General features: G+C 67.7%; 16 protein-coding genes. 4 read left to right on the top strand and 12 right to left on the bottom strand.

The genetic code is table 11. From position 1 onward, the window contains the following. Positions 1-3 precede the first annotated feature (3 nt). Positions 4-501, bottom strand: coding sequence for a hypothetical protein (locus FHR38_RS12900; RefSeq protein WP_184534901.1), 498 nt, complete (start codon positions 499-501; stop codon positions 4-6). A gap of 233 nt (positions 502-734) precedes the next feature. Here FHR38_RS12900 and FHR38_RS12895 point away from each other — a divergent pair, with 233 nt between their 5' ends. Further along, positions 735-1,382, top strand: a complete 648-nt coding sequence (locus FHR38_RS12895; RefSeq protein ID WP_184534900.1) for a hypothetical protein — start codon at positions 735-737, stop codon at positions 1,380-1,382. A gap of 82 nt (positions 1,383-1,464) precedes the next feature. Here FHR38_RS12895 and FHR38_RS12890 read toward each other — a convergent pair whose 3' ends face one another. Then, entirely contained in the window at positions 1,465-1,803 is a 339-nt protein-coding gene (locus tag FHR38_RS12890) for a WXG100 family type VII secretion target (RefSeq protein WP_184534899.1), read from the bottom strand. A gap of 209 nt (positions 1,804-2,012) precedes the next feature. Between FHR38_RS12890 and FHR38_RS12885 the strand changes: the two genes are divergently transcribed. Beyond that, positions 2,013-2,666: a hypothetical protein gene (locus FHR38_RS12885; protein WP_184534898.1), complete on the top strand. Its 654-nt coding sequence runs from the start codon at positions 2,013-2,015 to the stop codon at positions 2,664-2,666. An 82-nt stretch (positions 2,667-2,748) separates the two neighbouring features. On the opposite strand, the gene FHR38_RS12880 is transcribed toward FHR38_RS12885, so the two are convergent. The 3 genes from FHR38_RS12880 to FHR38_RS33205 form a co-directional block, all read right to left on the bottom strand. Continuing rightward, positions 2,749-3,069: a WXG100 family type VII secretion target gene (locus FHR38_RS12880; RefSeq protein ID WP_184534897.1), complete on the bottom strand. Its 321-nt coding sequence runs from the start codon at positions 3,067-3,069 to the stop codon at positions 2,749-2,751. A 30-nt stretch (positions 3,070-3,099) separates the two neighbouring features. Further along, complete coding sequence (locus FHR38_RS12875; RefSeq protein ID WP_184534896.1) at positions 3,100-3,420, bottom strand: WXG100 family type VII secretion target; 321 nt, start codon at positions 3,418-3,420, stop codon at positions 3,100-3,102. A gap of 165 nt (positions 3,421-3,585) precedes the next feature. Continuing rightward, a complete protein-coding gene (locus tag FHR38_RS33205) occupies positions 3,586-8,367 on the bottom strand; it encodes a WXG100 family type VII secretion target (protein ID WP_184534895.1) in 4,782 nt (1,593 codons plus the stop codon). 259 nt (positions 8,368-8,626) lie between these two features. Between FHR38_RS33205 and FHR38_RS12865 the strand changes: the two genes are divergently transcribed. Then, positions 8,627-9,190, top strand: a complete 564-nt coding sequence (locus FHR38_RS12865) for a response regulator transcription factor (protein ID WP_184534894.1) — start codon at positions 8,627-8,629, stop codon at positions 9,188-9,190. 55 nt (positions 9,191-9,245) lie between these two features. Here FHR38_RS12865 and FHR38_RS12860 read toward each other — a convergent pair whose 3' ends face one another. The 5 genes from FHR38_RS12860 to FHR38_RS12840 are packed head-to-tail and all read right to left on the bottom strand — an operon-like array spanning position 9,246 to position 20,231. Further along, positions 9,246-10,625: an EsaB/YukD family protein gene (locus FHR38_RS12860; protein WP_184534893.1), complete on the bottom strand. Its 1,380-nt coding sequence runs from the start codon at positions 10,623-10,625 to the stop codon at positions 9,246-9,248. Positions 10,626-10,656: 31 nt separating this feature from the next. After that, on the bottom strand, positions 10,657-14,679 hold the full coding sequence (gene eccCb / locus FHR38_RS12855) for a type VII secretion protein EccCb (RefSeq protein WP_184534892.1): 4,023 nt from the start codon (positions 14,677-14,679) through the stop codon (positions 10,657-10,659). 9 nt (positions 14,680-14,688) lie between these two features. Then, positions 14,689-17,463, bottom strand: a complete 2,775-nt coding sequence (locus FHR38_RS12850; protein WP_184534891.1) for a right-handed parallel beta-helix repeat-containing protein — start codon at positions 17,461-17,463, stop codon at positions 14,689-14,691. Beyond that, on the bottom strand, positions 17,453-18,247 hold the full coding sequence (locus FHR38_RS12845) for a hypothetical protein (RefSeq protein WP_184534890.1): 795 nt from the start codon (positions 18,245-18,247) through the stop codon (positions 17,453-17,455). Before FHR38_RS12845 ends, FHR38_RS12850 begins: the two co-directional genes overlap by 11 nt. Then, positions 18,240-20,231 carry a S8 family serine peptidase gene (locus tag FHR38_RS12840; RefSeq protein ID WP_184534889.1) on the bottom strand — a complete coding sequence of 664 codons (1,992 nt, stop codon included), beginning with the start codon at positions 20,229-20,231 and terminating at the stop codon, positions 18,240-18,242. The genes FHR38_RS12845 and FHR38_RS12840 overlap by 8 nt, the downstream gene beginning before the upstream one ends. A 324-nt stretch (positions 20,232-20,555) precedes the next feature. On the opposite strand from FHR38_RS12840, the gene FHR38_RS12835 reads away from it, so the two are divergent. Beyond that, entirely contained in the window at positions 20,556-21,659 is a 1,104-nt protein-coding gene (locus tag FHR38_RS12835; protein ID WP_184534888.1) for a CE1758 family FMN-dependent luciferase-like monooxygenase, read from the top strand. A gap of 316 nt (positions 21,660-21,975) precedes the next feature. Here FHR38_RS12835 and FHR38_RS33755 read toward each other — a convergent pair whose 3' ends face one another. Both FHR38_RS33755 and FHR38_RS12825 read right to left on the bottom strand, forming a co-directional pair. Further along, positions 21,976-22,914 (bottom strand): zf-HC2 domain-containing protein, encoded by a 939-nt coding sequence (locus FHR38_RS33755; RefSeq protein ID WP_184534887.1) that lies wholly within the window; start codon positions 22,912-22,914, stop codon positions 21,976-21,978. A gap of 188 nt (positions 22,915-23,102) precedes the next feature. After that, a complete protein-coding gene (locus FHR38_RS12825; RefSeq protein ID WP_184534886.1) occupies positions 23,103-24,707 on the bottom strand; it encodes a S8 family serine peptidase in 1,605 nt (534 codons plus the stop codon). Positions 24,708-24,755 lie beyond the last annotated feature (48 nt).

Below are 24,755 nucleotides of genomic sequence, written 5' to 3'. Positions count from 1 at the left end.
GTGCTAGTCGCTCGGCGGTTTCACGAGAGCTGTTCCGTATTCGATCGAGACGGGGCCGTTGGGGTTGGACTCCGGTTGAGGCACGTCCTCGCCCTCCTCCACCTTTTCCTCAAGCGCAGCGGCGAATTTATTGAGGTACTCCGTGGCATTTCCTTCGGCGGCACCGAAGTTGGCAGCCGCGTGTACCGCGCCGTAGCGAAGCAAATCCAGGATGCCGGCCTTGGCCCGGTCGCCTTCCTCCTCGGACACCCCGAACACATCGGCCTGCACGTTTATCAGCCGCTCGGAGAATGCCTGGGCGGCCTCGGCGGATTCACCAGCCCATCCGAGCTTCAGATCCTCCAGCGTGTCCGCGATCTTCTTCCAACTGTCCTTGATCATGCCGAGGTAGTGCAGCAGGTCCCCGTGGGCGATGTCGTGCACCTTGCCGGGGTCCATGAAGATCTGCACGGTCGCATCGTGGTAGACGGCGGGCGCATTCGATGAAAAGTCGCTGCCCATCATCGCTCCTTGACCCGTTGTCCCAGTCTGGACCTGATTTTGACGCTAGCCGCCACGTCCGGCAGCGCCCCAGTCCCCGTTCGTGCCCAACCAGTCGCCCCAATAGGGACGTGTGCCAGGACGCGCCCTTCGTCCGGCCGGGCGACGCAGGACCGCCCCAAGAGGCCCCAAGAGGCCCCATGAGAGGGAGAGGGACCTTGCGCCGGCGATCGAAGTGGCACGACAGTGCACTTATGGCAGCCGATGGGCAAGATCTTGTCGATCTCACGGTCGAGTGGACCTCGAAGGACCTCAACGGCGAGCAGGAGAACTTCTCCGTACCTCCGGAGAAGCCGGAGTCCGACGGCAACGGCGGCTGGGTCAACGACGAGGGAGAGCCGGTCGACAAGGACGGCTATCCCCTGCCACCAGAGCCACCCAAGCCGGATAAAGAGGGCGATCCGCCGCCGGATCCGCTCAGGCCAGACGAGGCGAGTTTCGCGGTCGCACCCGGCGAGATCCATGATTACCAGGTGGCGATCATGGGCGAGGTGGGAACCCAGATCACCGATTTCGAGGCGATGCGCGACCGGGTAATGAAAGATGAGGACTGGATCTTCTGGTCCCCGAACGCCTACCCGATAAAAGTTCGGCCGGGCGCCGGCAGGCCCGCAAATGAGATCGGTCCCTACCATTACTTCGATTTGGAGAAGGACCCCAACCCGGAACAGACCGCCGAAATCATTACCGGCCACCACCAGCTGCTCCAGAGCGTCGGTGGCGTCATCCACCTCGTCGGCACCGCGATGGGCGTGTTCAACGACGTGGGTCAGATCTACGCCGGTGCCGACCGGGGCGCGTGGATCGACGAACCGGAATGGTGGATCGAAGGAATGGACTGATCGAGCGGACCCGACACGGCACGACGATGCCACGCCCGGATCCGTCCGAGCGTGGCATCGTATCGCCGGAGGTGCGAGCGGGTCAGCGTCCGCCCGGGAGCCAGGTCTTCAGGTTCATCCACTTCGCCTCCGAGTAGTTGTTCCAGCTCAGGTTGAGCGCCGAGGCGATCTGGCCCATCACGCCGGTCTGCCCGAACAGGCCGTCGGCGGCCAGGTTCCACTCGCCCTGGAGCCCCTCGTAGTAGGTCTTGGCGTCGCCCTGCCAGGTGTCCGCGATCTTCCTCCAGCTGTCCTTGATCATGCCTAGATAGCGCAGCAGGTACCCGTGGGCGATATCGTGCACCTCGCCCGGGTCCATATAGATCTGCACCGTCGGATTGTGGTAGACGGCAGGCGCATTCGATGAGAAGTCGCTGCCCATCACCGCTCCTTGACCCGTTGTCCCAGTCTGGATCTGCTTTCGACGCTAGCCGCCACGTCCGGCAGCGCCCCAGTCCCCGTTCGTGCCCCATCAGTCGCCCCAATGGGACGTGTGCTGGGTGCACCCAGCCAGCCGACCGCCGCTGGCGACGCGGGATCGCCCCGAAAGGGACCTTGCGCTGGCGATCGAAGTCGCGCGACAGTGCGCCTATGGCAGCCGATGGGCAAGATCTTGTCGATCTCACGGTCGAGTGGACCTCGAAGGACCTCAACGGCGAGCAGGAGAACTTCTCCGTACCCCCGGAGAAGCCGGAGTCCGACGGCAACGGCGGCTGGGTCAACGACGAGGGAGAGCCGGTCGACAAGGACGGCTATCCCCTGCCACCAGAGCCACCCAAGCCGGATAAAGAGGGCGATCCGCCGCCGGACCCGCTCAGGCCAGACGAGGCAGCTTTCGCGGTCGCACCCGGCGAGATCCATGATTACCAGGTGGCGATCATGGGCGAGGTGGAGACCCAGATCACCGATTTCGAGGCGATGCGCGACCGGGTAATGAAAGACGAGGACTGGATCTTCTGGGCCCCGAACGCCAATCCGACGAAACATGTGTCAGCCGTCTCCGGCAAGGGCGGAAATGAGATGGGTCGCAACATAGCTTACGACGTAAAGGAGAAGGACCCCAACCCGGAACAGACCGCCGAAATCATTACCGGCCACCACCAACTGCTCCAGAGCGTCGGTGGCGTCATCCACCTCGTCGGCACCGCGATGGGCGTGTTCAACGACGTGGGTCAGATCTACGCTGGCGCCGACCGGGGCGCGTGGATCGACGAACCGGAATGGTGGATCGAAGGAATAGACTGATCGAGCGGACCCGACACGGCACGACGATGCCACGCCCGGATCCGTCCGAGCGTGGCATCGCATCGCGGAAGGTGCGAGCGGGTCAGCGGCCAGCCGGGAGCCAGGTCTTCAGGTTCATCCACTCTGCCTCCGAGTAGTTGTTCCAGCTCAGGTTGAGCGCCGAGGCGATCTGGCCCATCACGCCGGTCTGCCCGAACAGGCCGTCGGCGGCCAGGTTCCACTCGCCCTGGAGCCCCTCGTAGTAGGTCTTGGCGTCGCCCTGCCAGGTGTCCGCGATCGGCGTGAGCTTCGACTTGAGCGCTTCGAGCTTGTCCACGATCACACCGGCCTGGCGGTTGATCTCGGCACCCGCGAGTTCGAGCTCCAGCGGCACCCGGAGATGACTGGATGCGGGATCCGGCATTGTCGGTCCTTCCGTTCGGTTGGCTGGCGCTCAGAGCCGAGCGCCGGGGATGTCGCCGTTGACCGCGACGAGGCTGTTGATGTTCGCCATCTCGGACTCGACGTAGTTGACGGCGTTGCCACGCAGGCCGCTCGCGATGTCCGACAGCGAGTTCTGCAGCATCCGGCCATAGATGTCGAAGTCCTGCATCAGCTGGTTGAACTGGCCGGACGCGACACCCTGCCAGACCGTCTGGAGGTCGATCACGTACGACTTCAGGGCCTTCAGGTCGGCCTCAATCTCAGCAGCGGTGGAGTCGCAACTCGCGGCCGCCGCGCTTACCAGTTCCGGGGTTACCTGTGTCGTCTGCAAAACACTGCGCCCCTCTCGTTGGGATTCACTCGTGAGGATTTACTCGTTCGGTCCAGCGTCCCAAGCTCTGGCCGGACAGCCCAGAAACCGATTTGGATGACTCGACGGTGGCCGGTACCCGCCTCGACGTCCGCCTTTGAGGGACATCAGCGCTCCCCGGCCCGATCACGGCGTTCGCTCCCAGTGACCGTCCTCGTACGAGAGCGGCGTGAGGTTGTTGAGGTTTCCTCCTTCGGCCTCTAGATACCGGTTGTACGCCTGGCCCAGCGCGGTCACCATTTCGTCGAGCACGGTCTCCAAATTGTTCGCGATCTTCGTGACCTCGTCGTAGATCGCGTAGTACTGATCTGCGGCCGGACCGTTCCAGTAGAAGTTCATGGCGTGGAACCACGACTTCATCACGCCGATGGTCTGGCTGATGCTGTCGCGTTCCGTCGCGACCGTGGTCTTCGCCGCGAGCAGCTTCGGGATCTCCACCCGGTATTCGGCGGCGATGCCGTCGACGGTTTGGGCCAGCGGCCGTCCGTTGTCGTCAGTCACGATGACCGTGCCGTCCGAGTAGGTCGACTCGATCAGACCATCGTGGTAACTGATCTGGACGCTCTCGTCCCCCTTTGTGCCGTACGTTGGCCGGCCCTGGTCGTCGAACTTGGTGTAGGTCCAGCCGTCCGCTTCAAGCTTCACCACGTTGCCGTCAGCATCGCGAGTGATCGTGGTGTCGCCGTACTTCCAGACGCTGCCACCGTCACTCGTGTACGTGATCTGCACAGTTTCGGCGGGGCCGCCGTCAGCACCAGGCTTTGTTCCGTAGGTGGGGCGCCCGTCGGCGTCGAACTTGGTGTAGGTCCAGCCGTCGGCCTCCATCTTCACGGTTGTCCCGTCGGCGTCCTTGGTGATGACCGTCTTGTCGCCGTCGGGGTCGGTGTAGGTCCAGACGCTGCCGCCGCTGTTGTAACGGATATCGACCGTCTCGGTCCCCGCGCCGTTCTCACCCGGCTTGAAGCCGTGCGTGGGGCGACCGGCGTCGAACGCGTCGAAGGTCCAGCCGTCGGCCACCATAATGATCGGTACGCCGTTGGCGTCCTTGGTGACCGCCGAGGTCGGCTTGCCGCTCGGGTCGGTGTAGGTCCAGGTGCTGGTGCCGTCACTGTTGTAGTTGATCGTGACCGTCTGCCCAGGCTGCCCGTCCGACGGTGGGACTGTGCCGTGTAGTGGTTTGCCGTCTGGGGTGAACCGGTCGTAGACCGTGCCGTCCGGCAGCCGCTGCGAGACCACCGCACCATTGGCGCCCCGCGAGACGATCGTGTTTCCGTCCGGGCCGTGATAGGTCCACGTCGACGACCCGTCAGCCTGATAGGCCACCGTCACCGTCTGCGGCGGCTGGCCGTCCTTGCCCGGCACTGTGCCGTGTAGTGGTTTGCCGTCTGGGGTGAACTGGTCGTAGACGGTGCCGTCGGGGAGCTTCTGCCATACGGTGTCGCCGGCGTTGTTGCGGACCACCGTGGTGCCGTCGGCGTAATGCCAGGTGCTGTTGTCTCCGTCGTAGGTGATGTCGACGGTCTGCGCTGGTCTGTCGTCTGACGGTGGGATGGTGCCGTGTGTTGGTTTGCCGTCTGGGGTGAACTGGTCGTAGACGGTGCCGTCGGGGAGCTTCTGCCATACGGTGTCGCCGGCGTTGTTGCGGACCACCGTGGTGCCGTCGGCGTAATGCCAGGTGCTGTTGTCTCCGTCGTAGGTGATGTCGACGGTCTGCGCTGGTCTGTCGTCTGACGGTGGGATGGTGCCGTGTGTTGGTCTGCCGTCGGCGGTGAACTGGTCGAAGACGGTGCCGTCGGGTAGTTGCTGGCGGATGACGTTGCCGGCGGTGTCGTGGACGACGATGGTGCCGTCGTCGAAGGTCCAGGTGCTGCCGTTGTCGTTGTAGGTGATGTCGACGGTTTGTGCGGGTTGGCCGTCTGATGGGGGGATGGTGCCGTGTGTTGGTCTGCCGTCGGCGGTGAACTGGTCGAAGACGGTGCCGTCGGGTAGTTGCTGGCGGATGACGTTGCCGGCGGTGTCGTGGACGACGATGGTGCCGTCGTCGAAGGTCCAGGTGCTGCCGTTGTCGTTGTAGGTGATGTCGACGGTTTGTGCGGGTTGGCCGTCTGATGGGGGGATGGTGCCGTGTGTTGGCCTGCCGTCGGCAGTGAATTGGTCGAACACGACCCCGTCGGGTGTGGTCTGCTGAACGACGTTGCCGGCGGTGTCGTGGACGACGATGGTGCCGTCGTCGAAGGTCCAGGTGCTGCCGTTGTCGTTGTAGGTGATGTCGACGGTTTGTGCGGGTTGGCCGTCTGATGGGGGGATGGTGCCGTGTGTTGGCCTGCCGTCGGCAGTGAATTGGTCGAACACGACCCCGTCGGGTGTGGTCTGCTGAACGACGTTGCCGGCGGTGTCGTGGACGACGATGGTGCCGTCGTCGAAGGTCCAGGTGCTGCCGTTGTCGTTGTAGGTGATGTAGGCGTTTTGTGGCGGTTGGCCGTCTGAGCCTGCCAGTACTCCGTGTGTTGGTTTGCCGTCGGGAGTGAATTGGTCGAAGACGGTGCCGTCGGGGAGTTGCTGGTGTGTGACGTTGCCGTCGGTGTTGTAGGTGACGGTGGTGCCGTCGGTGTAGCGCCAGGTGCTTGTGTCGCCTTGGTAGGTGATGTCGACGCTCTGCGTCGGTTGGCCGTCTGAGCCTGGCACCGTGCCGTGTGTTGGTTTGCCGTCAGCAGTGAACCGGTCAAATACCGATCCGTCCGGCAACTGTTGGTGTGTGACGTTGCCGTCGTTGTTGTAGGTGACGGTGGTGCCGTCGGCGTAGTGCCAGGTGCTCGCATCGCCTTGGTAGGTGATGTCGACGCTCTGTGCTGGCTGGCCGTCTGAGCCTGCCAGGATTCCGTGTGTTGGCTTGCCGTCGGCAGTGAATTGGTCGAAGACGGTGCCGTCGGGGAGTTGTTGGCGTGTGACGTTGCCGTCGTTGTTGTAGGTGACGGTGGTGCCGTCGGTGTAGTGCCAGGTACTCGCGTCGCCTTGGTAGGTGATGTCGACGCTCTGTGCTGGCTGGCCGTCTGAGCCTGCCAACACTCCGTGCAGTGGCTTGCCGTCGGGGGTGAATTGGTCGAAGACGGTGCCGTCGGGGAGTTGTTGGCGTGTGACGTTGCCGTCGTCGTTGTAGGTGACGGTGGTGCCGTCGGCGTAGTGCCAGGTGCTCGCATCGCCTTGGTAGGTGATGTCGACGCTCTGTGCTGGCTGGCCGTCTGAGCCTGCCAACACTCCGTGCAGTGGCTTGCCGTCGGGGGTGAATTGGTCGAAGACGGTGCCGTCGGGGAGTTGTTGGCGTGTGACGTTGCCGTCGTCGTTGTAGGTGACGGTGGTGCCGTCGGTGTAGTGCCAGGTACTCGCGTTGCCTTGGTAGGTGATGTCGACTGCTTGCGCAGGCTGGCCGTCGTTGCCTGCCAACACTCCGTGTGTTGGCCTGCCGTCAGCAGTGAACCGGTCAAATACCGATCCATCCGGCAACTGTTGGTGTGTGACGTTGCCGTCGTTGTTGTAGGTGACGGTGGTGCCGTCGGCGTAGCGCCAGCTGCTTGTGTCGCCTTGGTAGGTGATGTCGACTGTTTGCGCGGGTTGGCCGTCTGATGGGGGGATGGTCCCGTGTGTTGGTTTGCCGTCGGTGGTGAATTGGTCGAAGACGGTGCCGTCGGGGAGTCGTTGGCGTGTGACGTTGCCGTCGTCGTTGTAGGTGACGGTGGTGCCGTCGGCGTAGCGCCAGGTACTCGCGTTGCCTTGGTAGGTGATGTCGACTGCTTGCGCAGGCTGGCCGTCGTTGCCTGCCAACACTCCGTGTGTTGGCCTGCCGTCAGCAGTGAACCGGTCAAATACCGATCCATCCGGCAACTGTTGGTGTGTGACGTTGCCGTCGTCGTTGTAGGTGACGGTGGTGCCGTCGGCGTAGCGCCAGCTGCTTGTGTCGCCTTGGTAGGTGATGTCGACTGTTTGCGCGGGTTGGCCGTCTGATGGGGGGATGGTCCCGTGTGTTGGTTTGCCGTCGGTGGTGAATTGGTCGAAGACGGTGCCGTCGGGGAGTCGTTGGCGTGTGACGTTGCCGTCGTCGTTGTAGGTGACGGTGGTGCCGTCGGCGTAGCGCCAGGTACTCGCGTCGCCCTGGTAGGTGATGTCGACTGCTTGCGCAGGCTGGCCGTCGTTGCCTGCCAGGATTCCGTGTGTTGGTTTGCCGTCGGCGGTGAACTGGTCGAAGACGGTGCCGTCCGGCAACTGTTGGCGTACGACGTTGCCGTCGTCGTTGTAGGTGACGGTGGTGCCGTCGGTGTAGCGCCAGGTACTGGCGTCGCCCTGGTAGGTGATGTCGACGCTCTGTGCTGGCTGGCCGTCTGAGCCTGGCACCGTGCCGTGCAGTGGCCTGCCGTCAGGGGTGAATTGGTCGAAGACGGTGCCGTCGGGGAGTTGTTGGCGTGTGACGTTGCCGTCGTCGTTGTAGGTGACGGTGGTGCCGTCGGCGTAGCGCCAGGTACTCGCGTTGCCTTGGTAGGTGATGTCAACTGTCTGTGCTGGCTGGCCGTCGTTGCCTGCCAGGATTCCGTGTGTTGGTTTGCCGTCGGCAGTGAACTGGTCGAAGACGGTGCCGTCGGGGAGTTGTTGGCGTACGACGTTGCCGTCGTTGTTGTAGGTGACGGTGGTGCCGTCGGTGTAGCGCCAGGTACTCGCGTTGCCTTGGTAGGTGATGTCGACGCTCTGTGCTGGCTGGCCGTCTGAGCCTGGCACCGTGCCGTGCAGTGGCCTGCCGTCAGGGGTGAACCGGTCAAATACCGAACCGTCCGGCGTGACCTGGCGGATGGGGTGCCCGTCTGAGTCATAGGTGATGACGGTGCCGTCGGAGAGCGTCTGGACAGTGCCGTCGGTCGGCACATCGGCCTCCTCGCTAGGCGGACGGATGCCCGTCGAGGCTAGGAGCGGGTCCGGGAACGGGCGCAATACCTCCTTCGGGGACGTACCCCAGACATCCGTCGGGTGATTTGTGAACCGACCCGTGCCCGGACCCGTCTTAGGGCCGAGTTCCCGCGTGTGCGGGAGGCCGCATGGAGGAGCCGTGTACCAAGTAGCGATCGTCGCGGACCACCCGGTATCACGCGCCGGGATGGAGAAGTTGGCGTCTGACGATGCCAGGATGCGGGTCGTGACGGCCGTCGCGTCGGTCGAGGAGCTGTACCAGCGCGCGGATTCGTACGACGTGGTGGTGCTGGATCTGCCACACCTGTCGACGGCCGCGCTCGACGCGGTGGCCAAGGTGGCGACCGTAGGTCCTCCGCTGGTCAGCTCGGTGTGGGAGGGCTCGCCGACACTGCTCGCCACCATCCGGACCGGTGCCCGGGGCTGTATCAGCCGGTTTGCCGAACAGCGTGACGTCCGCGAGGCGATGCGGGTCATCGCCCATGGTGGCTTCTACATCTGCCCGCGTATGGTCGGCCAGTTCCAGGTGGAGTTGGCCGGGCATACCGAGGAGGAGCAGAGCGGCCTGGCACCGCGCGAGATTGAGACACTGCGCTGGATCGCGTCGGGCCTGACGCATGCGCAGATCGCCACCCGGATGGGCCTGTCGCAGGCGACGGTCAACACATACGCGAAGCGGATCCGCGCGAAGCTGAACGTCAGCAACAAGGCCGACCTGACCCGCATGGCGATCGAGTTGGGGCACGTCGCGCAGAAGCGACGCATCACCCCGGCGGCGTAGTGATGCCGGTCGGCCGGGGCCGGGTGCCGGGCCTACCCCGCGCACCCGGCAACCATCAGAACAGTGTGCGGCCGACCATGACGAGGTGGCTGAAGACGCCGAACACGCCCATCGTGAGCGGGGCGATGGCGATGCCGGCAACCATGCCGATCCCCTCAGCGCGGCTGCGCTTGCGGGGCCGGACGAGGCCCCCTGGCGTCTCGGGATCGTCGTCGTCAGGCCCGGTGACCAGGACCGCCAACGCGACGCCGATGCCGACGACGGCGAGGCCGGAGCCGAGCGACAGCACGGTCAGCAGGGTCACGGATCCCCCGATCATGCTGATCAGCTTGAGGAGCATGCTGAAAAGGCCGACCATCGCGGCACCGCCGATCAACAGAAGCTCGCTGGTGAAGGCGGACCTCCGGACCCGGGTGAGCAACGCGATGGTGACGACGGCCGCCACCGCGACGGCGAAGGCTCGTTCGGACAGGGCCAGCATCGGCAGCACCACGACGAGAGCCAGCGCCGGCCCGGTCATGACGACGCCGAGAGTCCGCCCGGACTGGGCCACCAACTGGGCCGTGGCGTTGGCTGCCGTCTCCCGGCCGCGGGGGCGCTCCCGGCCCCAGGCGGTGACCGTGGCGGCGGTCCGCCGAGCCGCGGCGAGCAGCCCGGTCGAAACGGCGGCGATCGCCGCCATGGCCTCGAGCGCGTTCGCGTCAAGGGCGAGAAGCAGGAACGCGAGCACGGCGGCCACGAACAGCTGGAACTGTACGGCCATCAGGACCAGGTTGGGGCCGATCGCGAGGGCCATGAGGGTGGCTAGGTTTGCGCCGACGATGGCACCGGCCCAGCGGTAGTCCGGGCCGCCCAGCCCGTCGGCGACGAACATCCCGGCGACCGCGAAGCAGGGCACCGCAGCGAGGGAGATGACCGGCAGCAGGCCGCCGGGCACCGCCGTTTGCCGCTGCCCGAGCCCCCAGCTGGCACCGAGCAGCGTGACCCCGGCTAGCACGAGCATCGCCAGAGCACCGACGCCAAGGCCGGTCCGCCACGCTGTCAGCACGGTGGCGGCCAGCAGCCAGACCAGGCCGAACGCCACGACTGCCGGTCCGGCGTGCATGCGTTGGCGGCGCTGCTGTGCCGACTCGTCGGCGACCACCTCGTCGATGTCCTTGACAACGGGCGCATCACCGGGTTCCTGGGCGAGGTCGCGCAGGTAGAGCACCTGACCGTCGACGATGCCCAGGTCCCGCAGGGTCGCGTCGAGTGGGTAGGCGGCGTCTTCGGGGGGTGCCAGCGACCAGGCCGGCGGCATGATGCCGGCTTCCTTCTGGCCACACAGTTCTGCCAGCCGGGGTGCGTACTCACCGATCGGGGTGGCGGACGGCACGGCGATGTCGACCCGGCGGTGCGTGCCGACGACGGTGATTCGGCTCTGTTCGTTGGCCATCGATGTTGCCTTTCGAGGGTCACGCGGGTCGTCAGGAGGAGGTCGGGGCGGGTGCCTCGGCGGTGGTGGCCACCTGGATCAGCCGGTTCGGGCGGCCGCGCTGTACCAGCACGCCGCGACCGGGCGGGCGCTGGGCGGCCCGTTCGTCGCCGAGCACGACGCCTTCGCGCTGGTCACCGGAGAGGATCAGGCCGCCGGTGCCCATGTCGCGGATCCGGGCGGCGAGCGGATCGCCGAGACTGCGGGACATGCCGGCCACCCGCCGGGCGAGGACCACGTGCAGGCCGACCTCACGGGACTGCGGGATGAACGCGGCGAGGGGGTTCAGTGGAGCCCCCGCACCGCCGGCCAGCAGGTCGTAGTCGTCGACGACGACGTACAGTTCGGCCCCCTCCCACCAGTCCCGGGCTCGCAGTTGCGCCTGGGTGATGCCGATCGGGGGGATGCGTTCCTTGAGCTTCTCCACCACCTGCTGGACGTACACCTGGGCGGTGGTGGCGTCGCCGGCGTACGCGCCGAGGTGCTCCTCGGGTACGACATCGAGCAGGCTGTGCCGGTAGTCGAACAAGACCACCCGGATGTCGTAGGCCGACTTGCGGTCGGTGAGTCCGGTCAGCCAGGTCTTGAGCAGGGTCGACTTGCCCGATCCGGCGTCGCCGTACACCAGGAAGTGTGGGTTTTCGTCGGTGAGGTCGATCGTGACTGTCTGTAGGTTGTCCTCGGCCAACCCGATCGGTACGGCGCTGGTGTCCGGCTTGCTGGTCAGCTCCCGCACCTCGACGCGGTGTGGCAGCAACCGGATGGGCGGTGCGGTGTGCCCGGTCCAGCCGGAGACAATCTTGGCCAGCATCTCCTCCTGGGCCTCCCGGAGCCCGTCGATGCTGTCCCGGCCGTCCAGGCGCGGCAGCACCAGTTGGAAGAACGCACCCGGCGGGCTGATGCCCCGGCCGGCGACGTCGTTGGGTACCCGTGCGGCGAGCCGGCGGTGCACCTCGGACTCGGTGGGGTCGTTGAGCCGCAGCTCCATCCGGGTGCCGATGCTGTCGCGCAACTGGGGCCGGATGTCGTTCCAACGGCCGCTGGTCATCACCACGTGGACGCCCACACCGAGTCCGCGGCTCGCGATGTCGGAGAGGATCGCGTCGGCGTTCTCGAACTCGGCCCGGAACGCCCCCCAGTTGTCGATCATCAGGAAGACGTCGGCGCTGCGCAGGGTGCCGGGTAGTCGCCCGGCTGCGCGGCGTTCCCGGAAGTCGCTGATCGAGTCGACGCCGAGTTGTCGCATCAGCCGTTCCCGTTCCGCGATGAGCTGACGGATCTCGGCGAGCGTCCGGCTCACCAACTCCCGGTCGGTGCGCCCGGCCACCGAGCCGACGTGCGGTGCCTGCGCGAACGGGTGCAGGGTTCCGCCGCCGTAGTCGATGCAGTAGAACTGCGCCTCCTCCGGTGTGTGGGTGAGCATCGTGGACAACATGATGGTGCGCAGTAGTGTGCTGCGGCCGGTTCGTGGCGCGCCGACGGCGGCGAGGTGCCCGTGCGCCCCGCCGAAGTCCATCACCAAGGTTTCCTGTTCCTGCCGGACCGGCAGGTCCAGCAGGCCGAGCGGTACGGCCAGCTTGCCGTTGTACGGCCACAGCCGGGACGAGTAGCCACGGCCGGACTGTACGGCGGGACGGCCGATGAGGTGGTCGAGGGCGAGGGCGGCGGGCAGCGGTGGCAGCCACACCTGGTGTGCCGGTGCGGTGACCGAGCTGAGCCGGTCCACGACGATCTGTAGCTCGGTCGGTCCGGTGCCGACGCTCAGATCGGGCTCCTCGGGTTCCGGCTCGACGATGTCCGCAGTCGTGCGGATCTCGAACGGCACCAGCCCGCCGGTGGCGCGCCCCGCCGCCGCGTCACGTTCGGCGGAGCTGACGTGGCGGGCGGAGACGTGCGCGACGCGCAGCCGGGTGTAGATGGACTCGTCGACCTTCAGGTAGGCGGAGCCGGGAATCGGGGGCAGCTTGTACGCGTCCGGAGTGCCGATCACGGTACGGCTCTCGGAGGCGCTGAACGTGCGCAGGCAGATCCGGTACGACAGGTGGGAGTCCAGCCCGCGAAGCCGGCCCTCCTCGAGGCGTTGGGTGGCCAGGAGCAGGTGCATGCCGAGGCTGCGGCCGAGCCGGCCGATCTGTACGAACAGGTCGCTGAACTCGGGTCGGCCGGTCAGCAGTTCCCCGAACTCGTCCACGATGATCAACAGGTACGGCAGCGGCTCCAGCGGCTCGCCGTTCGACTTGGTGGCGCCGGCACTGCGGCGCATCTGGTACTCCCGGATCGTGTCCAGGTTGCCCGCGTCGCGCAGCATCTGCTGGCGACGCTGCTGCTCGCCGATGAGCGCGGCGAGCACCCGGTCGATCATGGCGCTGTCGTCGACCAGGTTGGTGATCAGCCCGGCCGTGTGGGGGAGCCCGGCCAGCGGCGCGAACGCCGCACCACCCTTGAAGTCGATCAGTACGAAGCTGAGTAGTTCCGGCGAGTGGGTCAGGGCGAGCCCGGTGACCAGGGTTCGCAGCAGCTCGCTCTTGCCGGATCCGGTGGCACCCACGATCAGCCCGTGGGGGCCGGATCCGCCCTGCGCCGACTCCTTGATGTCGAGGACCACCGTCTCGCCCTCGCCGTTCGTTCCGATCGGCGTGCGCAGCATCCGCGAATCGCCAGCACCCACCCAACGGCGGGTCAGGTCGCCGTCGAACGGCTCGGCGCCGAGAACCATCTCAGCCAGGGAGGTGACCCGGGACAGGACCTGCTCGCGTTCGTCGCTGAGGCGCAGTGGTGCGAGGCTGCGGGCGATCAGTTCGGCGAAGTCCGGGGTGATCGCGTCCGGCACGCAGCCCACCGCGGGGGTGGTCACCAGTTCGGTGCGTCCCTCGGTGACGACCCGGCCGTCGCCGCCTACCCGGATGCGCAGGTCCACCCGGCCCGGCTCGTCCGGATCGTGGTCAGCGAGGAAGATCAGGGTGAGGCCGAGGTCCGGGCCGGCGGCGCCGAGCAGCGCGTTCATCAGCTCGGAGCGGCCCCATTCGGAGACCGGGGCGAATCCGGTGAAGACGACGATCAGCCGACGCTGGCGGGGTGCCTTGCCCTGCTCCAGCGCGCTGCGGCGGTTGCTCTGCTCCTCGGCTCGCCTGACCAGTTCCTGATGCAGGTACGGGCCGAGGAGTTCGGGCTGGGGCGAGACGAGCGATACGGTGCCGGCCTCGCTGCGGGCCTTCGGCTCGAACGTGTGTGGCAGCCACTTGGCCCATTCCCACTGCGACGCCCCGGAGGTTTCGATGGCGATGGTCACGTCGTCCGGCGCGTGTAGCACGGCGATCTGGCAGAGCATCGCGCGCAGCAACGGCTCGGTGCGGGCCGTGCCGCCGACCAGGCTGACCACTCCGGCGGCACCGATGTCGATCACCATGGGCTGCCGGTCGACCCGGCCCATCCGTTCGATGAGCAGGTGCGCAGCCTGGGCGGAATCCCAGTCGTACTCGGTCAGTGGGTCCATCTGACCGTCCATCTGCATCGGTGTGGCCAGACGTACGGACCCGCAGCCGACGCGGATGCGCAGGAAGTCGCTGTCGTGCTGGCGTCGCTCCCATACCCGCATCCGGGTGGTGGCGATCGACCAGAGTCGCGCCGGTTCCGGGTTGGCCAGAGCGGCGACGGTGCGCTGCGCGGTGGCCACCTCGCGGGCGCGGGCCCGGGACAGTTTGAGGTGGCCGCGATAGCGGGTCCGCTGCCTGCGGAGCTGCTTGCCGGCCGTGCTGCGCTGTTGCATCCGAAGCGCGATCACGGCACCCACTGAGGTGACGAAGAACAGGACACCGATGATGATCAGAGTGGGCCGGCCGAAGGTGACCATGTAGGCGGCCATACCCACGCTGCTCAGCAGGGGCATCACCAGGCTCCACACGTTGGAGGCGCCGTTCTCCTTGGGCGGTTCCGGCGGCGTGGGCAGCGTGACGCTCTCGTTGGGCAGCTCGGGCAGCAGGAACCGGGCCGGACGGTGGAAGGCGAGCTTGGTCATCGGGCCTCCTCAGCCGCGTACGTCGAGGTCGATGCCGGCGAGATCGTCAGCCTCCAGGGTGCTCAACTGCTCGGTGGTCGGGTCGGGCAGTTCGGTGACCCGGCTGGCGTGCTGCTCGGTCATCTGCTGGAACACCTTCCGGGCGAACCGACCGTTGCCGAAGCCCTCGCCGCGGTAGACGGTGTCGAAGTATTCGGCGAGCGCGGCACGGGCGGTGTCGGACACCCGGTACTGGTGCTGTTCAGCCTGGTTGTCGACGATTCCGACGAGTTCGGCCGCCGAGTAGTCGTCGAAGGTCAGGGTGCGGGAGAACCGCGAGGACAGACCCGGGTTGGCCGCGATGAAGTGCTGCATCTGGTCCGGATAACCCGCGACGATGACCACCACCTCGTCCCGGTGGTCCTCCATCAGCTTGACCAGCGTGGAGATGGCCTCCTGGCCGAAGTCGGTGCTCTGCCCCTCGGGCACCAGGGCGTACGCCTCGTCGATGAACAGGACCCCACCCAGCGCGCGGCGGAACGCGGCCTGCGTCTTCGGGGCGGTATGCCCGACGTATTCGCCGACCAGGGTGCCCCGGTCGACCTCGACGAGGTGGCCGCTGCCGAGCATGCCGAGCGCGGCGAGCAGTTGTCCGTACAGTCGGGCGACGGTCGTCTTGCCGGTGCCCGGGTTGCCGGCGAAGACCAGGTGCCGGGACATGGGCGGCGGGGAGAGACCGGCCTCGCGGCGCCGCTTGACCATCTGCATCAACTTGACCATGGAGCTGACGTCCTGCTTGACCCGGGTCAGGCCGACCAGGGCGTTCAGCTGGGCGAGCAGGCCGTCAAGGTCGCCGCCGGCGTCGCCCGCCGGGGTGATGCCCGGCTTCGCGCTGGGCAGGCCGCCCACCCGCCGTCCGTCGGCCGGCATCTGCCGGTTGGCCGGCGTCTGCCGGTTGGCTGGCCAGACCGCGGCGGCGACATCGGTGCTCCAGCAGTCCTCGTACGCGGCGTCGGCGCTGTCGTCGGCACTGACGTCTTCGTCGGCGTTGCGTACCTGGCACCGGACGAAGGACGGATCGGCGGCGGCACCGAGGTAGATCGCCGGGTATTCGGTGTGCGAGACCTCGCTGTCGATGATGCGCCCATGCCCGCCCGGCGCGAAGTACAACCCGTTCTTGCGGCACCTGCTGACTCGCAGGTTGCGGATCTGCGGGCTCGCATCCTGCCAGACGGCGAGGCCGCTGCCACCGGCCCCGGTGATCTCGCAGTCCTCCAGCACCGGGGCGGCGCCCTCGTCGATGAACACACCCGCCGCTCCGCACCCGGAGACGGTCGTGCCCAGCACGGTGGGGGTGGCTCGGGCAGCGATCTCGATGCCGGTCTGTGCGACGTCGGTGATCCGGCAGTTCTCGATCAGCGGACGGTGCGGCGTGTCGACGTGCACCCCGATCCGGCCGCCGGTGAGCGCAACGTCGCGCAGCACCGCGTCGGCAGTGCCTTCGATGCGTACGCCGTGCAGGCCGGCAGCTTCGATCACGCCGCCCCGGACGTGCAGCAGGGCGCGCTCTCCGGCCCGGATGCCGATCTCCGGGGTGTTCGCGACCACGCAGTCGAGCAGCACGGCCGAGGCGGTGCCGTCGAGGTGCACGGCGGTGAGCCCGCTGCCACGGATCTCGCATCCACTGAGCAGGACCTGCCCGCCGGCAGCGTAAAGGCCGTTGGCGGCGGAGTCGGCGATCGTGCCACCGGTGCACCGGACCTGCGCGTCGTCGTGCACCGCGAGGCCGGTCTTGGCCGTATCGACGATGCGGGTACCGACCAGTGCGACGCGGCTTTCCGCTATGGCCAGCAAGCCGGCCGTACCGGCCCGCTCCACCGTCGAGTCGGTGAGCTGCGCCTGGGCCAGCCCGCCAACTAGCAGGCCGGACGCCTGGGTCCGGCTGATCGTGCATCGGTCCAGCACCACACCTCCGGCGTCACCGGATTCGCCAGTCTCGACGGAGGCGACCCGGCCGGGCTGCATTGCCGGCCACCACCCGGAGGACAGAGCGGCGCTACCGAGCACCTGCACTCCGCTGCCGGCGATGTCGTGGATCACGCAGTCCCGCAGTCGTGCCGAGCCGGACTCCGACACGTCCACCCCGGCTACTGCGGCATGGCCGATGTCGCAGTTCTCCAGCATCGCGGTGGCGGCCCCGCCGACACTGACGCCGGCACCGGACAGTGCCGAGAAGCGGGCCCCGGTCAGCACCAGCCGGGCGGCATCGTTGGCCCGGGCCCCGATCCCCGCGATGCGTTCCAGCCGCAGATCTGCGGCCTCGACCTGGGCACCGTCGGCGGCGACCAGGGCGGGACCGTCGGTGTCCTCGATCGCGCACTGCCGTAGCGTCGCGGTGGCGCTGCCGCCGACCTCGACGCTGCCAGCCGTGATCAGCGCAGACTCCAGGGCGAGACTGCCCGCGGTGACGCTGACCGCAGGCCCGCGTCGGGGCCCGCGAATGATCAGGCCTCGGACCGTGACCCCGCCGAAGCGTACGGCCAGGGCGGGGCCTTCCGCGCAGACGAGTTCGACACTGCCGGTGTCTTCCTCGGCCACGATGGTGACCGCGCGGTCGAGCACCAGCCGTTCCCGGTATACGCCCGCGGCGACGGAGATGACGCTGCCCTCCCGGGCCGCGCGGACCGCCGACCCGATGGTCTTGTGCCGGCTCCACGCCCGCGTCGAGACCCGTTCGACCCGGGCACTCGTCGAGGGCGCGGTCCGGCCGCCGCCTGACGGCGCCACGCTACTGTCAGTGACCACAGTGCACTCTTATCTGGCCGAGGACGACGCGACTGGCACGCGCTCCGCTGGCGTCCGTTGGATCGAGGGATATCGCAATCTGGTTCTGGTGGACCGGGTACGAGCCGACGTCGACCCACTTGCCGAGGTTTTCGGCCTGGTTGACGGTGAAGACCGCGTACGGTGTGCCGTTGCCGCCGGCCCGCATCGAGTAGCGCACCGTCTTCGCGGAGGGGTAGCCGGCTCCCGGTACGTGGATGGAGACCCGGCAGCTGTTCATACCCGAGGGTGGGGTGAACCACCAGTTCGCCGACTGTGGCGTCCCGTTCTCTTTCTTGTCCGGGATCGGCAGGATCGCGAAGGTGCCGTGACATCCGTCGCCGGCCCACCCGCCGGACGGCATCGTCTGCCAGCCCGCCGACCGACCCTGGGCGTCGAAGCCGCGGTCGGTTGCCGCAGCACAGTCCCACCCGGCCACGGCGGTCCAGGTGGTGGGCGCACCGGCCGACGGTGCTCCGTTCGGGCCGGAGGCCGCCCGCCGGGCAGCCTCCTTCTCCGCGTCCGGCATGGGCCGGAGCAGGCCCCAGAACACGCCGACCACGAGGGTGCCCAGGCAGACCAGGGCGCTGACGGTGATGAGGGTGGGCCACCGTACGGTGAGCCGCTCGCTGGCTGGTGGGTCGCCAGCGTGCTCCACGAAGGCGCGGACGAACTCACTGCGCTGCGCGATCGCCGCTGGGGCACTGGCCTCGTCGGGCGTGGGCATGACGACCGAGGTGCCGCTGCCCCGGCTCCGGTCACTCATCGGTGGACCGGGCCGGGGCGGACGACTTGGCGCCAGCGGTCGCCTTGTCAGCGATCGTCGCCTTGTCCGCGCTGGTCGACTTGTCTGCGGCAGCGGGGGCGGGGGCTGCCGCCGCAGCGGTGGCGGGGGCTGCGCTGGTCGACTTGCCTGCGGCAGCGGTGGTGGTGGCGGGGGTTGCCGCCGCAGCGGTGGCGGGGGTGCCGGTTGCGGTATCGGCCCCGGCGGGCTGGCCGGCCATCATGGCCTCGGTGTCCTTCGCTCGGGCTCGCCCGGTCGGCTCGTCCACGGAGGCACGGGCGTCCGTGGACGGCCGGGACAAGCCGCCGCTGGGCCTGGCCGCCAGGCTGACTGTCGGCCGACCGGTCTGGTCGGTCTGGTTGGCTTGGTTGGCCTGGTCGGTCTGGTTGGCTTGGTTGGCCTGGTTGGTCTTGACGGCCTGGTCGGTCTGGTTGGCTTGGTCGGTCTGGTTGGCTTGGTCGGTCTTGACGGCCTGTTCGGTTTTGACGGCCGGAATGGGCCGGCCTGGCGGGGCTGGCGGGCCGGCCGGCGGCACGTCGTCGGATCGGTCGATGACTGGCTCGGTCGTGCGCCGTGGGATCCCGCCGGCCGGATCATCGGGCTTGTTGGCCCCCACCAGCCGCCGGATCCGGAAGAGCAGCAGGACCACGGCCGCGAGGGCGACCAGCGTGACGATCACCAGTAGCGTGGTCTGGCCGCTCGGTGTGGTCGGACCGGCTGCGCTCGCGTCCCCGCCCGCCGGTTCGGTGTGGGTTTCCTCGGGCAGCACCGTGGAAACCGACGCGGCCGGGTCGATGAGGCCCCAGCCGTACTGGTCGTCGGGGACGACGCCGTTGCCCAGGCTTTTGGCGGTCTTCCGCACCCGGTGCGCTACCTGTTGCGGGGTGAGCCCCGGGTAGGCCGTCCGGACCAGGGCCACCTCGCCCGCGACGAAGGCGACGGCGTAGTGCGTGCCGCTGCCGGCTATCGGCCCGGTACCGGTGATACCGATGCTGCTGACGTTGACCCCGGGGGCCACCACATCAATGCCACCCCGTCGGTAGTTGTCGGCCACCTGGCCATCTATCCCGATTCCGCCGACACGCAGCACGCCCTCGCCGAGCCGGGCGGCCGGGTTGACCGGGACCGAGCTGAGCGCGGCTCCGACCACCACCACCACGCCCTTCTCGACCGCGGCGTTGGCGGCCTTGGCCACCTCCACCTGGTTGAGATCGACGTGCGGGCCGATCGCGATGACGGTTGCCCCGGCGGCCACCGCCGCCTCGATGGCCGCAGCGCCATCGGCGGGCCGAGCCTGGGCGTCCTTGTCGACGACGCGCAAGGGCAGCACGATGGAGTCGGGAGCGATGCCCGCCACCGCGCCGCCCTTGGTCGGCTGTGCGACGATCAGGCCGGCCATGGCGGTGCCAGAGCCGAGGCAGTCGGTGTCACCGCGGCCACTGCCGGTGAGGATGTCCATTCCCCCCTCGACGCGGCCGGTCAGTTGCGGTAGGGCACCGTCGACGCCGGAATCGATCACCGCGATGAGCTGGCCCGCTCCCCGGCTCTGCGGCCACGCCTGTTCAGCGGCGAGCCGCAGGCTGGCCCAGTTCGAACCGGAAGTAGACGCCGCAGCGGTAGTGCACCCTCCCGCCTTGGCCGGGTTGTCGGTCTTTGGCGGGGTGCTGGACTGGGATGGGTCGGGCTTGGTCGTACCGGTCTTCGGTGACGTGCTGGCCTTTGGCGTCGTGCTGGGCTTCGCGGTCACCGGGGGCTGGTCGGGCAGGAGACCGTACTGGACGCCGGCACCGACGGCGTCCCACGGCAGCACCAGCAGCCAGCCGGCGTTCAGTCGTGCCGGGTTTGTCAGCGCCATGCCGTCCGGTTGTCTACGGCCGGCGTTGAGGTTGAACAGTTCTCCGGACCGGGAACCGTCGCCGAGCAAACGATCCGCGATCCCGGTGAGATTCCGGTCGCTCGAGGTCACGGCGTAGTACTTGACGTACTCTCCGCCGGCTTTCCCGGATGCCGATGGGACAGACAGGCCCAGCAGTGCCGCGGCTACCCCAGCGGCGAGGGCGACACGTCGTGTCGTTCGTCTGATCCAGGACATACGCGTCTCTCACCTTTATGGTCGCCAACGGCCGTCTCGCTAGAGACGGGGCGGACGACGGCTTGGTTCACGCTTCGTCCCGCCAATTCCGGTGCCATGCCCGCTCCGAACTCTGCCGAGGAGCACATCGGATCCGCTGAACCGGCGCACCCCGCCGGCCGTTCTATCGCTGAGGCGGAGTTCGTCCCGGGAGGGCACATGGAATTTGGGGTTTACAGCGTCGGTGACATCACACCTGATCCGACCACTGGACGCGGGCCCGCCGAACACGAGCGGATCGCCGCCATTACCGCGATCGCGGTCCGCGCCGAGGAGACCGGCTTCGACGTGTTCGCCACCGGCGAGCACCACAATCCGCCATTTGTGTCGTCAGCTCCGGCGGTTCTGTTGGCGGCCATCGCCGCCCGGACCCACCGGCTGACGCTGAGTACGGCCACCACCCTGATCACCACCAATGACCCGGTCCGGGTGGCCGAGGAGTACGCCGTCCTGCAACACCTCGCGGGCGGCCGGGTCGACCTCATGATGGGGCGCGGAAACTCTGGCGCGGTCTTTCCCCGGTTCGGCAAGAGGCCCGAGGACAGCCAACCGCTGGCCGCCGAGAACTATGCCCTGCTGCGCCGGCTCTGGCGCGAGGAGTCGGTGACGTGGTCCGGTGAGTATCGCACTCCGCTGACCGACTTCACCTCCGTGCCGCGTCCTCTGCACGGGGTGCCGCCCTTCGTCTGGCATGGAGCGGTGACCAGTCCGGAAACCGCAGAGCAGGCGGCGATGTACGGGGATGGGTTCTTCGCCAACCACATCTTCTGGCCACCGGAGCACACCCGTCGGATGGTCGCACTGTATCGGGAGCGCTTCGCGGCTCACGGCCACGGCGATGCCGACCAGGCGATTGTCGGCCTGGGTGGGCAGGTCTTCGTCCGCCGCAACTCGCAGGACGCGATCCGTGAGTTCCGGCCCTACTTCGACCGAGCACCCGTGTACGGTCGCGGCCCGTCCCTTGAGGAATACTGCTCCACCACGCCGCTGACGGTGGGCAGCCCGCAGCAGATCATCGACCGGGTGCTCGGCTTCCGGGAGTACGTCGGCGACTACCAGCGTCAGCTGTTACTGATCGACCATGCCGGCCTGCCGTTGGGCACGGTGCTGGAGCAGCTCGAACTGCTCGGCGCGGAGGTACTTCCAGTGCTGCGGGCCGAGTTCGCAACCAGTCGCCCGGCACACGTTCCGGACACCCCGCGGCACCCGGCGGTCACCGCCATCATCGGGGCGCCGTCGCGCACCCGAGGAAACACCGGCTGAGCAGGGTACGGCCTGATGGGGCCCAGAACGGAAAGTGTTCTGAGCCCCATGGTCCCTACAGTTGGTTCCCCTGCTGGATGATCGGCCTTCAGTAACGCGTTCGGCCGTCTGCATCTGTTTCAGCTGTTCGGGCTTGAGTAGCTCGCCGCCAAGCAGCGCGGTGAGGAAACGGACGTGTCCCAGCATGTCCCCAAAAGGGCGAACTATCGATCCCTGTACTGGAAACTGCTGGTGTAGCCAGCGCTACGATCACGACCCGACGGGTGGGCAGCCGCCAATCAGGTGTCGCTGCAGACCCAGCCCGTACCGGGTCCGCTCAGCGGGGGGCCTCTGCTGGTGACGGCGATGCGGGGTCGACGACATCGGCCTGCACGGCGAGCGCACCGTCGTGCCCGCTAACGCTGAATCGAGCCAGTGCGTCGAGCGGAACCGGGCAGTTGGCTTCGACCTCCTGCGGTCCGTCACTACCCGTCAGCACGGCCAACTCCCATATCCGACCGTCCCGGTCGGTCGCGTAGAGCCGGTAAAGCTGTCCCGGCCGCAGACCCATGACGGTGGCACGGACAGCGGCCCGGTCGCTCTGCCCGTCGTCGACGACGACCACCGACAGCGAGGCACCAGTAGACCGGTCGGCGGCGTCAGCGACAAGCGTGACTTCGTTGGGCAAGGGTGGCGGTTTGTCGAGGGCGGACCGACCCCATATGCCGATCGACAGCAGTAGAAGTATCGCCACTCCCGCGAGGACGAGCAAATAGCGGGATCGTCTGCGGCCGGTTGAGCTGGGACCCCGGGGCGGACCGGTTCGCGCCGCCGGTTGCCGTCGGGGACCTGAGCTGGTCGGGCGGTGGCCTGAGCTGGTCGGGCGGGGACCTGAGCTGGTCGGGTGGTGGCCTGAGCTGGTCGGGTGGTGGCCTGAGCTGGTCGGGTGGTGGCCTGAGCCGGTCGATGGCTGCGGCGAGGATGGGGACGACCCAACCCCGGGCTGCGGGCTACTGGACGGAGGACCTGCCGGGCCCGCCGGTGCCTCCCGCGACTTGTGCGTACCGAACTGCGCGACCAACTCCCGCCGATCCGTTTCGGTCAGCAGCGCCAGTGCGGCCACCACCTGGCTAAGCTCGTCGGCCTCGCCCAGACACTCTTCGCAGTCGGTCAGGTGTGCCTCGATGCGCGTCTGTTCGTCGCCAGATACCGCGCCCGCCAGATACAGGCCGAGTGAGGACCGGACATGCTGCTCGTTGTCCTCGGAGTCATCCACGACACACCAGTCCTCAAATCCGCCCCGCCCGCCGTGCGACTATCCCGCGTGTCGTCAGGACGGATGCGCGTAGTCTATTGGTCCAAGTCATGAGCTGGGGACCGCGAGATCCCGCGAAGCGCAGTCGGCTCGCCACGGTCGGTTCTCGAAGGTTCGCTTCAGCTCGATCAAGCCGGTCGACATGCCGATCATGAGCGCGATTTACCCTCCTCGTCCGAATCAGATGGCTGCTGCCCGGCGGAGACCGGAGCGGGTGTGTCTTCAGTTTCGTCAGGTACCTGGTCGTCGCCACCGCGTTTTCCGTGCAGTACTCGCCGCAACCGGAAGGCAAGCAGGGCGGCCAGGGCGAGCACAGCGAATATCGGAAACAGGAACAGCAGACGCTTGCTATCGGTGGAACCATCGGGGTCCGTCGAAGACTGACCCCCCGAGGTGGTCGACTGCGCCTCTGCGGGTAGCTCCCTCGTCACCGACGTCGCCGGATTGATCATTCCGTATCCGTACCGTCCGTCCGGCTGGGCTTCGCCCATGGAATCGGCGGTCATCTCGATGCGGCTCGCGACTTGGGCGGGGCTGAGATCCGGGTACGCGGAGCGCACCAGAGCCGCCTCGCCTGCCACCAGCGCGACCGCGTACTGGGTTCCGCTGCCGACGAACCCCTTGGTGCCAGCGATGCCGACGCTGGTCACGTTGACCCCCGGCGCTACGACGTCGATCGCTCCGGTCACGTAGTTGTCGGCAGGCCTGCCGTCAACTCCTACCCCGGCCACCCGGATCACCTCGTCGGGGAGGCCCGCCCGCTCATTCGTCGTGCCGGTCACCGGTGCTCCGGCCACCACGACGACGCCCTGGTCGACCGCGAACTTGATCGCTTGCGCGACGGTGGGGTCGTCGGGGTCGAGGTACGCCCCGAGAGCGAGTACGGTCGCACCCGCGGAGACCGCCACCTCGATCGCGGTGGCCTGGTTGGCCGCACTCACCTTGGGAGAGTCCGTCGCCACACGTACCGGCATGACGACCGCCTCAGGCGCAACACCGGCGGGGCCACCGTTGCCGGCCGACTGAGCTGCGATGAGCCCTGCCATCGCCGTGCCGGATCCCAGACAGTCGGCGTTGCCGTGGCCGCCGGTCACGATGTTCGCACCGACCGAGACCCGGCCGCGCAGTTGTTCGAGGGTGCCGTCGACCCCGGAGTCGATGATCGCGACCAGTTGCCCCCGGCCACGGCTGCGCGTCCATGCCTGCTCGGGAGCGAGCCGCACCATTGCCCAGTTGGACGAATCACTGGCCGCAGTCGCCTTGACGCAGTTGCGCCCGCTTGGCGTCGACCCACCGGAGGGCGTTGGGCTTCCACCGGTCGTCCCGGGTTGTTGGCCAGGACTCGCGGAGGCGCTCGTGCCAGGCGCCGGTGTGCCGCCGGGGGCCGACCCCGGCGTGGTCTTCGGCAGGAGGCCGTACTGCACTTCGGTGCCGACGGCGTCCCAGGGGAGGACGAGGTGCCAGCCGGGGCGTAGCACCGTCGGATCGGACAGGGCCGCACCGTCGGGCTGGGTGCGTCCGACGTTGAGGTTGAAGATCTCCATGCCCCGGTTCGCGCTGCCCAGGAGCCGCATCGCGATTGCGCGAAGGTTCTCCGGAGCACCCTGATACTCAGCCTTGACGGTGTAGTACTTGAGGTACTCGTCGGCTGCGACAGCCGGGGTGGGGGCTGCCGTGACTATTCCCAACGCCACCAGCAGGGCAGCAAGGATGCCATGTCGTACCCGCACCGTACGCCGGATTCTGGCACTCATCGGATCACCGACCACTTCTGGTCCTCCGCGTAGTCGTACACAAGCCTC

The organism is Micromonospora polyrhachis (assembly GCF_014203835.1).
Taxonomy (GTDB): domain Bacteria; phylum Actinomycetota; class Actinomycetes; order Mycobacteriales; family Micromonosporaceae; genus Micromonospora_H; species Micromonospora_H polyrhachis.
Note: the sequence above shows the minus strand (reverse complement) of the source record. Positions and strands in the feature narration are given on the sequence as shown.